At 67.0% G+C, this 10,099-nt stretch carries 11 protein-coding genes; 4 read left to right on the top strand and 7 right to left on the bottom strand.

The window, feature by feature from the left end; translation table 11 throughout:
- Positions 1-171 precede the first annotated feature (171 nt).
- From Y887_RS03850 to Y887_RS03840, 3 genes are read left to right on the top strand one after another with little or no spacing between them, the layout of a single operon-like run.
- A complete protein-coding gene (locus tag Y887_RS03850; protein WP_046963092.1) occupies positions 172-756 on the top strand; it encodes an RNA polymerase sigma factor in 585 nt (194 codons plus the stop codon).
- Positions 753-1,289, top strand: a complete 537-nt coding sequence (locus tag Y887_RS03845) for a hypothetical protein (RefSeq protein WP_046963091.1) — start codon at positions 753-755, stop codon at positions 1,287-1,289. Before Y887_RS03850 ends, Y887_RS03845 begins: the two co-directional genes overlap by 4 nt.
- An 11-nt stretch (positions 1,290-1,300) precedes the next feature.
- Complete coding sequence (locus Y887_RS03840) at positions 1,301-2,185, top strand: DUF4097 family beta strand repeat-containing protein (protein ID WP_046963090.1); 885 nt, start codon at positions 1,301-1,303, stop codon at positions 2,183-2,185.
- Positions 2,186-2,298: 113 nt separating this feature from the next.
- Here the strand turns inward: Y887_RS03840 and Y887_RS03835 are convergent, their stop codons facing one another.
- From Y887_RS03835 to Y887_RS03820, 4 genes are all read right to left on the bottom strand, one after another.
- On the bottom strand, positions 2,299-2,484 hold the full coding sequence (locus Y887_RS03835; protein WP_010366034.1) for a hypothetical protein: 186 nt from the start codon (positions 2,482-2,484) through the stop codon (positions 2,299-2,301).
- Positions 2,485-2,672: 188 nt separating this feature from the next.
- Complete coding sequence (locus tag Y887_RS03830; RefSeq protein WP_046963089.1) at positions 2,673-4,049, bottom strand: Hsp70 family protein; 1,377 nt, start codon at positions 4,047-4,049, stop codon at positions 2,673-2,675.
- 123 nt (positions 4,050-4,172) lie between these two features.
- Positions 4,173-4,646 carry an FKBP-type peptidyl-prolyl cis-trans isomerase gene (locus tag Y887_RS03825; RefSeq protein ID WP_046963088.1) on the bottom strand — a complete coding sequence of 158 codons (474 nt, stop codon included), beginning with the start codon at positions 4,644-4,646 and terminating at the stop codon, positions 4,173-4,175.
- Positions 4,647-4,985: 339 nt separating this feature from the next.
- Positions 4,986-6,032, bottom strand: a complete 1,047-nt coding sequence (locus Y887_RS03820) for a cation diffusion facilitator family transporter (RefSeq protein ID WP_046963087.1) — start codon at positions 6,030-6,032, stop codon at positions 4,986-4,988.
- 115 nt (positions 6,033-6,147) lie between these two features.
- Here Y887_RS03820 and Y887_RS03815 point away from each other — a divergent pair, with 115 nt between their 5' ends.
- Positions 6,148-6,483 carry a zinc ribbon domain-containing protein YjdM gene (locus Y887_RS03815; RefSeq protein ID WP_046963086.1) on the top strand — a complete coding sequence of 112 codons (336 nt, stop codon included), beginning with the start codon at positions 6,148-6,150 and terminating at the stop codon, positions 6,481-6,483.
- A gap of 118 nt (positions 6,484-6,601) precedes the next feature.
- Here the strand turns inward: Y887_RS03815 and Y887_RS18575 are convergent, their stop codons facing one another.
- The 3 genes from Y887_RS18575 to Y887_RS03800 all read right to left on the bottom strand — a co-directional run bounded on the left by Y887_RS18575 (position 6,602) and on the right by Y887_RS03800 (position 9,937).
- Positions 6,602-7,402 (bottom strand): hypothetical protein, encoded by an 801-nt coding sequence (locus Y887_RS18575; protein WP_084725916.1) that lies wholly within the window; start codon positions 7,400-7,402, stop codon positions 6,602-6,604.
- A 181-nt stretch (positions 7,403-7,583) separates the two neighbouring features.
- A complete protein-coding gene (locus Y887_RS03805; RefSeq protein ID WP_046963085.1) occupies positions 7,584-8,630 on the bottom strand; it encodes a L,D-transpeptidase in 1,047 nt (348 codons plus the stop codon).
- Between the two features lie 212 nt (positions 8,631-8,842).
- Complete coding sequence (locus Y887_RS03800; RefSeq protein WP_046963099.1) at positions 8,843-9,937, bottom strand: alkene reductase; 1,095 nt, start codon at positions 9,935-9,937, stop codon at positions 8,843-8,845.
- Positions 9,938-10,099 lie beyond the last annotated feature (162 nt).

Genomic DNA, 10,099 nt, shown 5'->3' with positions numbered 1-10,099 from the left:
CCGGAGGGTTGGCCGTCAGCGGCACGGAGCGGGCGCCGCGCGGCTTGCCTTGGCGCCAGCCAAGCCGGCGCCACGCAGCACCCGCTCCGCACCGCTGACGGCCAACGCATCTCATCTCAACGTGCATAACACGCTCTAAACCTTTCCGTTGCCCGGCGCATCCAACTGGCTATGCTCGACACCTCCGTGCCCATCGACGCCCTGCCTTGCGCCACTCCCGCCGACCGCGACGACGCGGCGTTGGCGCGTGCGGCAGCCGCTGGCGAACGCGCAGCGTATGAGACGATCTATCGCCGCCATTCGCCACGGCTGTATGCGCTGGTGTGGCGCCTGTGCGGCGGGAATGCCGCGCGCGCCGATGACGTCCTGCAGGACACCTTCATCGCCGCGTGGAAGGCGTTGCCGCAGTTCCGCTTCCAGAGCGCGTTGGGCACCTGGTTGCATCGGCTTGCCGTCAATACCGCATTGATGGAACTGCGCGCGCGCTCGGCGTCTGGCGATCGCGCCAGTGACGACGCTGACGAATTTCTCGCGGCAGTTCCCGATGGCGCGGGTTGTCAGTCGATCCGGATGGATCTGGAACGTGCCCTGGAAACCCTGCCGCCACGTGCCCGGGCGGTGCTGGTGCTGCACGATATCGAGGGCTGGAAGCACCAGGAAATTGCCGACCAACTGCAGATGGCAGTGGGTAGTTCGAAGGCACAACTGCATCGCGCGCGCGGTCTGCTGCGCGCCCGGCTTGGAGAACACGCATGACCCCCGATCCCCCTGATCGCATCGACGCCGAGTCCACGGCGCAAGACGCTGCGCTGCGTGCGCGCTTGCAGGCGTTGCCGCAGCAGCGGCAGCCGCCTGCGCAGGTATGGGAGCGCATCGCGCCGGGATTGGTGCCGCACGCCACTGTGGCGGCGCGCCGGCCGCGCCGCCGTTCCTGGGCGATGCCGGTGCTCGGGGTAGCACTGGCAGCGGCGGTGGCCGTGGTCGCGGTCGTGCCCGGTCTCAGGCAGCACACATCGCCGCTGCGTCCTGCGCAGCCGGCGCTCGTCGCGCAGGCGCAGGCGATGGCCGGGCAATACCAGCAGGCCATTGCGCAGGTTCCGGTGCAGCAGGTGCCGGCCGATTTGCGCCCCGCGCTGGACGAGCTGGATCAAAGCGCGCAGGCCATCCACGCTGCCATCGCGCAGAGTCCGCAGTCGGCCTTTTTGTTATCGCAACTGCAGCGCACCTACGCCAAGCGGCTGCAGTTGACCCGTCTTGCCTCCCAGGGCCAGACACCCTTTCTCAGTTGAGGAGCATGCTCATGCACTACGCATCTGTTTCCCTGTTGCTGTTGGCTGCGGTGTGCGCGGCACCGGCAGCTGCGCAAACCGCGGTCAACCAGAGTCATCCCTTGGCGCGCGGCGGGCGCGTGGAGCTGGAAAACATCGCCGGGCAAATCCGTGTGCGCGGTTGGGACCGCGACGAGGTGGCGCTGACCGGGACCTTGGGCGAGGGCCAACGGTTGGAGGTCGATGCGAGTTCGAACCGGTTGCAGCTGGAGGTGATCTATCCGCGCACCAGCCGCAGCGGCAGGGGGGCCCAGCTGGAGTTGCGCGTACCGCGTGCCGCCATGCTGCAGGTGGATGCGGTCAGCGCGTCGGTGGATGTGGATCAGGTCGATCTTGCGCGGTTGCAGCTCAAGTCTGTCAGTGGCGACGTGGTGGCACGCGGGCGTGCCAAGGAAGCGCAGCTGGAGACGATCAGCGGGACGTTGCGCAGCACGGTCAGCAGCGGGCGGGTGACGCTGGGCACGGTCAGCGGGCAGATCGACGCGCAAGCCGGTGCCAGCGGGGTCGTGTCGGCCGAGTCCGTCTCCGGCGATATCCGGATCGGTGCGGGGCAGGTCTCGCAGTTGCGTTCGCAAAGCGTGTCCGGCTCGACCGCAGTGACGGTGAGCGGGCTGGCGCCGGGCGGCAGCATCTCTGCCGAAAGCGTCAGTGGCACGATCACGCTGGGCGTGCCGCGCAACGTGTCGGCGGCGCTGAATGCAGAGGTCTTCAGCGGCGACATCCGCTCGGTGGCCGGGCGGGTCGAACGGCCGGAGTACGGCCCCGGCAAGAGCTTGCGTGCGACGCTGGGCGCAGGCAACGGCGATATCAAACTGGAGTCGCACTCGGGCTCGGTGCGTATCGATTACAGCAACTGATGCCGAAAACAAACGTGCCACCTCGCGGTGGCACGTCGGTAACACGTCAAGGAACCCCTTGGCTGCAGCTGCTTGAGCGCGCGCTGCGCAGCAAGCGCTAGCGTACTCGCTGCTTACGCGATCTTGTCGCCGTCGTTGCGGGCGGGGCCGAAGTTGGTGGTGAGCACTTCGATCCGGCCGCCGGTCTTGCGGAACGCGGCGATGTCGGCAGCGATGCGCTCACGACTGAGCGGCTGCGACTTGCCTTCGCTGCGAGCGATGCTGGGCTGGGATTTCTGCTTGGTCGCGGGACGTGCCATGTGGCCTCCTGTAGCGGGGAAGTGCAATGACACCGCGTGCGGCCAGGGTGGTGCGCACGGAAGCGGTGTCGAGAAGTGCGATCGCGTTCGGTGCGCCATCGCGGTGGCACGGCGAGCGTGCCTTGCTGACACGACGGCGGGGCGTCAGGCAGCAACCGCTTATTATAGGCACTGAGCGCCGATTTGTGTTAACCCTCCGACGGGCGGGCGCCTTGTGCCGCCGCCCATGCCAGGCCCTGCACCACGCCGAACGAGGGATCGCCATGCACCAGGCGCGATTCCGGGAACGCCGCCGCCACGGTATCGCGGATATAGCCGGCGCGCGACATGCCGCCAGTCAGGAACAGGGTGGCCGGCGGCGCGGCCAGGTCGGCGCGCACCTGCGCAAGCAGGCCTTCCAGCTCGCGCAGATAGCTGGAAGCGGACGCGACCAGTGCGCCGGCCTGCACATCCACGCCCAGCCCGCGTTCGATGAAGTCCAGCGATGCCTGGTGCCGGTCGAGCTCGCTGAGTGCGATCTTGCAGGCTTCCACGCCGCGATACAGGCGCGCGGTATTGCCGGTGTCCTGCAATGCCTGCAGGCGTTTGTCGAATGGGGCAGGGACGTCCTGGTACTTGTGCAGGCGGAATTCGCGTTGGCGGGTCATGTCCTGCACCATCGCCGCTTCCACGTAGTGGTGCGCCGGCACGCGGGTGATGCCGCGGCCGAACAGCGGCATGTAGGCCGCAAGACTGAGCGCCAGATCGATGTCGGTACCGCCGCGTGCGATGCCCCAGGCGCGGTGCACCTGCGGCGGGGCGCTGCCGCCGACGCTGGCATGCGCGATGTCGGTGGTGCCGCCGCCGATGTCCACCACCACCGTGTCGTGGCGGGTGTCATGGCTGACGTGGTAATGCATCGCCGCCGCTGCGGGCTCTTCGAGAAACTCCACGCTGTCGAACCCTGCAGCGATTGCCGCGGTCTGCAGGATCTCCAGGGCCTGCGCATTGCCGGCCTCGCCGATCGAACTGCGAAATTGCACCGGGCGGCCAAGCACGGCGGTGCGGATGTTGAGATCGAACTGGCGCGAGGCGGTCAGGCGGATATGTTCCAGCACGTGCGTGGCGATGCCGGTGATGGTCTGGCGCGCGCGCGGATGCAGGTTGTAGCCCAGCATCGACTTGGGACTCTGCACCAGGTTGCCTTCGCCTTCGAGAAAGTAGGCGTCCAGTGCATCGTCGCCGTACACCGCGTTCTGCAGCAGTGCCGCCGAGCTGCGCGGCTCGCGCACCTGCTCTTCCATCCATTGCCGACGCACGATGCGCAGCGCCTCGCGGCGCAGGCTGTCCTGATTGGGTGTACGGCCGGCGGCAACGGCATCGCGGCGGCCGGAGTCGATCAGGCGCTGCATTTCGTATTCGAGCGCGGGCGTGAGGCTGAAATCCTCCGGGTCGCGCATGGTGTCGGGGAAATACACCGTGGTACGGAACTGCAAAGCCTCGCCGAAGCGCACCGGTGCCACCTTCCCATCGACGATCGCCGCGGCGGCGGAGTTGCTGGTACCGAAGTCGATGCCGAGTTTCATGCACAGTGCCTGAGAGCGGGGCGCGCACTGTACTACGGCTGCCGCGTCCTCCGTCCAGATCGGCACACAGGCAGTGCGCCCCGGCCGATGTGCCGCGTGCCCATCGGCACGCGGCACAGCGTGTCAGGCCGCGATGTCGTCTACGTGACCCTGGTTCAATTCGTCCGTGGTGGCTTCGCGCACCTCGACCACCTCCACCGCGAAGTGCAGGGTCTGACCGGCCAGCGGATGATTGCCGTCCACGGTGACCTGCTCCGGACCGACCTCGGTCACGGTCACCAGCACCGGGCCCTGTTGGGTGCGCGCTTCGAACTGCACGCCGGGCACGACCTCGACATCGGTGGGGAAGGCATCGCGCGGCACGTGCTGGATCAGCTGCTGATGACGCGGGCCATAGCCCTGCTCAGGCGCGACGTCGGCAGTGAGCGTGTCGCCGACGCGCCTGCCGTCCAGTGCCTGCTCCAGGCCCGGAACGATATTGCCGGCACCGTGCAGATAGCTCAGCGGGGTGTCAGGGGTGGAACGGTCCAAGACCTGGCCGCTGTCGTCGGAAAGTGTGTAATGAATGGTCGCAACACGACCTTGGCTGATTTCCATTGGAAACCTCCATGACGGGTGATCGAAGGGGAGTGCATCGGCTGACTCACGATGCGAACAGATGCAGCCCGCACACCGTAGGCAATCGAAGCCGGTCATGCAACCGCGGCTGCCGTTGCGGTTGGGGCGAGGATCAGCTTGGTGGAGAGCGTGGCATGGCCAGACTGCGAAGCAATGTCTTGCTGCGCGGACACGGGCGATGTGGGTGCAGATCGGCTTGCGGCGCGGTCTGCGCCTGCGCTGGCGGTCCTGCGCTGGCGCTCAAGGTGCGGCGCACATCCGGCTGAAACGCCGCACCTCGCACACGCTGGCGTGCGCATCAGCTACCTGTGCGCGTGCTCAATCGGTCTGCGCACCACGTTCGATCTGTGCGCGGCGCGCGCGCCAGGTTTCCGGTGTCTGCGGTTTGATGAACAGCGCGGTGAGCTCGGGATGCTGCCGCTTGGCCGCCGCTTCGATGCGCCCGACACAGGCTTCGATCTGCGGCGTGGTGCGGCTGTCTTCGAACTCGGCGCTGAGCGCGGCGACGACCTGGTTGGGGCCCATCTGCATGGTGAGCACGCCGTTGGCGGCGCGAACATCCGGGTCGCTGGCGGCAATGCGCAGCAGCGACTCGGTGACGTGCGCATGCGCGGGCTCGCCGATCAGCAAGCCCTTGGTTTCGCGCGCCAGCAGGAAAGCGGTGAAGGCGAGCACGCCGGCAATGCCGATCGATGCGATGCCGTCGAGCTCGGGTATGTCCAGCAGCTGCGCGCCGGCCAGGCCAAGCAGCGCCATGAACAGGCCGATCAACGCCGCGCTGTCTTCCAGCAAGACGGTGAAGGTGCTGGGGTCTTTGCTCTGGCGAAACGCCTCGAAATAGCCCATGCGCCCCTTTTTGGCGCGAAACTCGCGCAGCGCCACCACCCAGGAAATGCCTTCGAACACGATCGAGACGCCGAGCACGCAATAGGCGACAAGATGACTCTTGGCCGGCTCGGGATGACGCAGGTGCACGATGCCTTCGTACAGCGAGACGCCGGCGCCCATTGCGAAGACCAGCAGCGCGACGATGAAACTCCAGAAGTACAGTTCGCGCCCGTAGCCGAATGGGTGGGTCGGCGTTGGCGCTTGCGCAGCACGGCGCAAGCCATACAGCAGCAGGACCTCGTTGACGGTATCCACCAGCGAATGCACGCCTTCGCTGAGCATGGCCGAGCTGCCGGAAATGCCTGCTGCAATGAATTTGGCCACTGCGATGGCCAGGTTGCCGGCCAGCGCAACGTAAACCACCAGATGCGAGCCCTTGGGCTTTGCAGGTGTGCCTTGGCCCGTATTGCCGGGGTCGCCGTTGGTGTTGCCGGGGTCTATGGCGCTAGGTGTGGGGGGCGCTGGCTGGCTGGACACGTACGACCTGCGGGGGATTCGATAAGCCCGGCACTATCGCGCCGCCGCCGTGCCGGATGCGTGATCGCAACGCCGGGGGGCTACAATCCACAGCCGTTTTTGCTCAAGGACCTGCATGTCTACCGCTCTCGCCTGCCCGCAATGCGGCCAGGACAACACCTATGGCGACGGTGCGTTGTCGGTCTGCGCCGATTGCGGTTTCGAATGGAGCGCAGCCGAGGCCGCCGCGAGCGCGACGCTCGTGCGCGACAGCAATGGCAATGTGCTGCAGGCCGGCGACACGGTGACGGTGGTCAAGGATCTCAAGGTCAAGGGTTCGTCGATTCCGCTCAAGCAGGGCACGCTGATCCGCAATATCCGCCTGGTCGAAGACGATGCCGAACATATCGAAGGCAACTCGGAAAAGATCAAGGGACTGGTGCTGAAGACCTGTTTCCTTCGCAAGGCGTGAGACTTTTGCGGCGTCGGTCGCCTGTGACCCAGCGTGTGTAGAAGCGCGCTTGCGCGCGATGCACGAGGTATCGATAACGCTTGATCGCGCGCAAGCGCGCTCCTACGCTGCGGCACGCTCAATCGCGCGGATACACCGCTGCCACCATGCAGCTCTGGCGCATCCGACCAGACTGTCCGCCGCGCGTCGTGCTCAGGTCGCCATGCTGGCCCGCACCGACGCTTGCACCGGCAAGGCCGATTTCGTCGAGGACATCGACCTTGTCGCCGGGATTGCCGCAGATCGCATTCAGGCTCATGCCGGACACGAAGCGAATCGGCGGTGCGCCGCTGAGTTCGCGGCAGCTGTCCATCAACTCGACACGATAATGGCGATGCGTGCCGGGATGGCGAGGCGACACTTCCACCACCAGGCCCTGGGCGTCTTCCGACCACGCGCGCAACATGCTGGGATTGAAGCAGTAGCTGGATGAGCCGGCGAAGTTGCGACGGCGCGCTTGGCGTACGCTGACGCCGTCCAGCGTGGGTATTGCGTCGCGGTCGCGTTGCCGGGCAATGCCGGCGTAGTCGCGCGCGCTGAGCGTGGCGACCTGGCTGATGGCGCACCGTTGCTGCCCGACGCCGACGAACGCCTGGGCGCCGTTGCAGACCCAACCGTGCGGGGCGAGCAAAGTGGCGTCTGCCTGTGCGGCGAGCCGTGGACAGTCCTGCGCCAGCTGCAGGCGGAACAAGCGGCCGTCGTGTTGGGCGACGGCCAGCGTGCGCGCGTCGGTCTGATGCAGTTCCGCAACCTGCCGCGCATCCAGGCAGTCTGCGCTTGCTGCCGCAGGACGTGTGGTTTGTGTCGATGCAGCGGCCATCGTGCAGGCCGCAACGTGGATGCCGAACAGAACCGCAGCGAACAGGCGCATCACGCACATCCCTGGCAATGAGGTCGCTGCATCATCTGCCTGCAGCGCTGCGTTGACAATCGCACGATCCGCCGCGATGGATCAGCCCGTCAAACAAGAACGTTGCGCGGTGGGGGAGGTGGCACGCGGCACGCCGCGCAAGCTGCACTCGTTGCCGCCGTCCGGTCCAGTCAACGCGCTGATGGCACGTTCATGGCGTTTCAGGTGGGTCCGAATCCAGTACCTGCAGCTTGGCGCCGGTGGTCTGCGGCAGGATGCGCTGGTCGGTGGCGACCAACACCACGCCAGGGGTCAGCAGCGGCAACAGGCCAGCCAGAAATGCGGGCGGCACCTGCAGGCGCGCGACGGTGGCCGCGTCCAATGCCTGCCCTGCCGCGGAGGTGCTGCCGGGAATGCCGATTCGCATCCAGTTGGGCATGCGCTGGCCGGGCAGTCCGGGCAGGTCGCCCGGCAGAAAGCCCTGGCCGACGATGAACGCCTGCGTGCCCAGCGGCGCGCCGGGCTGCGCATGCAAGGCCACCTGCGCGCGTCCGATTTCCACACCGTTGCGGTACACCACCAGTTGCTGATCGGTGCTGCTGATCAGCATCGAGATCGGGCCGGCCGGTGCCAGCTCCGGCTGCCAGGCGAATGCCTGGCCGCTGGGCAGCGGCAGCAGGGCGCGCTCGGCGCCGGTGGTGGGATCGATCGGGCTGAGCGCGCGCGGATGCACCACATCGTCGGCGCTGATGCCGGCCTGTGCGACCACCACCACCATGCCCATGTTGGAATTGTCGAACAGCAATCGCGCAAATTCCGAAGGCAGATGCACGCAACCGTGCGACTCCGGATAGCCGGGCAGGCCGCCGGCGTGCAGGGCGACGCCGTCCCAGGTCAGCCGCTGCTGATATGGCATGGGGGCGGCATTGTAGATGTTGGAGCGGTGGTCCTTGTCCTTCTGCAGGATGGTGAACACACCGGTGGGCGTTTCGTGCCCGGGCTTGCCGGAACTGATGGTGGACACGCCGATCAGGATGCCGTTGCGATACGCATAGGCGCGTTGTTCGGTCAGGCTGACGATCACCGCCATCGGCCCCCAGCCTTTGCTGACGCCACCCCAGATCCATTGGCCCGGCTCGAGCTGCGCGGGCAGGGTATCGGCAGGGCTGGACTGGCGCGCGCCCCAGAACGGCACGGCAAGCGCCTGCCCGCCGATCAACAGCGTGCAGCACAGGGCAAACGAGAGAAGACAGCGCATCGGTGATCCGGCAGCAGGGGCTACCTGGATGCTAGCTGCCGGCGATGCGCGCGTCATGTGGCGACGCTGCGCTGTCGGTGCGCGATGCGAACCTCCGCGGCGCATGCAGGACCGCCAGGCCGTCCGGTCCGCGGCGGTATGCCGCACCGTGTTCGCTGACCGATCGCCGCCGCCTTGGTTGCGGCGGTGATCGGTCAAGCCGGAGGGTGGAATCAGTCCGCCAGTGCGGGGTAGTCCGTATAGCCCTTGGCACCGCCACCGTACAGGGTGGTCTGGTCGAGGTCTGTCAGCGGCGCGTTCTCGCGCAGGCGACGCACCAGATCCGGGTTGGCGATGAACGGGCGGCCGTAAGCGATGGCATCGGCGTAGCCGCTGCTGATGGCGTGTTCGGACATGCGGCGGTCGTAGCCGTTATTGGCGATCCACGCACCATCGAACTTGGCACGCAACGCGGCGTAGTCGAAGGCGATGTTGTCGCGCGGGCCGCCGGTGGCGCCCTCGATCACGTGCACGAAGGCCAGCCCGCCGATCAGGTTGAGCCGCTCGACCGCACGTTCGAACAACGGCTGCGGATCGGAATCGTGCGCGCCATACACCGGGGTCACCGGCGACAAGCGCACGCCGGTACGCTCGGCGCCGATTTCGTCGGCGATGGCCTGCACCACTTCGCTCAGCAGGCGCGTGCGGTTTTCGATGTCGCCGCCGTAAGCATCGGTGCGCTTGTTGGAGCCATCGCGCAGGAACTGATCCAGCAGATAGCCGTTAGCGGCATGCACTTCCACGCCATCGAACCCGGCGTCGATCGCATTGCGTGCGGCGATACGGTAGTCCTCGATCAGCGCGGGGATTTCATCCAGCGCCAGTGCGCGCGGCTCGGACACGTCCTGGAAGCCGTTCGCGGTGTAGGTCTTGCCTTCGGCGCGAATGGCGCTGGGCGCGACCGGCACTTCGCCCGGGGGCAGCACGCTGGTGTGCGAGACGCGGCCGACATGCCAGAGCTGCAGCACGATCTTGCCGCCGCGGCGGTGCACTGCATCGGTGACTGCGCGCCAGCCCTCGACCTGCGCCTGGGTGTGGATGCCGGGGGTGTCCAGATACCCCTGGCCGAGCGGACTGATCTGCGTGCCTTCGGCCACGATCAGGCCGGCGGTGGCGCGCTGGCCGTAATACTCGGCGGCGAGCGGCGAGGGCACCTGGCCGGCGCCGGCGCGGTTGCGTGTCAGCGGCGCCATGATCACGCGGTTGGCAAGATCCAGTGCGCCCAGGCGCACCGGGGAGAACAACGGAGATTCAGTGGATTTGGACATCAGCAACCAGTTCGAGTGGGATCGCGCCAGGCGCGGCACCACGCCGATCGCGGTGCCACACAGCGATGGTGGCGGACCCAAGCGGATTCGAGCGACGTCAATAGGACACTGCGTCTCCACACCGCCTCAGGCCGGTCGAACTGTGATGTGCTGCGGATCGGC

The organism is Xanthomonas pisi DSM 18956 (assembly GCF_001010415.1).
Taxonomy (GTDB): domain Bacteria; phylum Pseudomonadota; class Gammaproteobacteria; order Xanthomonadales; family Xanthomonadaceae; genus Xanthomonas; species Xanthomonas pisi.
The sequence above is the reverse complement of the archived record's forward strand: the minus strand, read 5'-3'. Positions and strand labels throughout refer to the sequence as shown.

Coding starts and splice junctions, on each gene's coding strand:
- Y887_RS03850 (WP_046963092.1), top strand. CDS start 172: ATGCTCGACACCTCCGTGCCCATCGACGCCCTGCCTTGCGCCACTCCC.
- Y887_RS03845 (WP_046963091.1), top strand. CDS start 753: ATGACCCCCGATCCCCCTGATCGCATCGACGCCGAGTCCACGGCGCAA.
- Y887_RS03840 (WP_046963090.1), top strand. CDS start 1,301: ATGCACTACGCATCTGTTTCCCTGTTGCTGTTGGCTGCGGTGTGCGCG.
- Y887_RS03835 (WP_010366034.1), bottom strand. CDS start 2,484: ATGGCACGTCCCGCGACCAAGCAGAAATCCCAGCCCAGCATCGCTCGC.
- Y887_RS03830 (WP_046963089.1), bottom strand. CDS start 4,049: ATGAAACTCGGCATCGACTTCGGTACCAGCAACTCCGCCGCCGCGGCG.
- Y887_RS03825 (WP_046963088.1), bottom strand. CDS start 4,646: ATGGAAATCAGCCAAGGTCGTGTTGCGACCATTCATTACACACTTTCC.
- Y887_RS03815 (WP_046963086.1), top strand. CDS start 6,148: ATGTCTACCGCTCTCGCCTGCCCGCAATGCGGCCAGGACAACACCTAT.
- Y887_RS18575 (WP_084725916.1), bottom strand. CDS start 7,402: ATGTGCGTGATGCGCCTGTTCGCTGCGGTTCTGTTCGGCATCCACGTT.
- Y887_RS03805 (WP_046963085.1), bottom strand. CDS start 8,630: ATGCGCTGTCTTCTCTCGTTTGCCCTGTGCTGCACGCTGTTGATCGGC.
- Y887_RS03800 (WP_046963099.1), bottom strand. CDS start 9,937: ATGTCCAAATCCACTGAATCTCCGTTGTTCTCCCCGGTGCGCCTGGGC.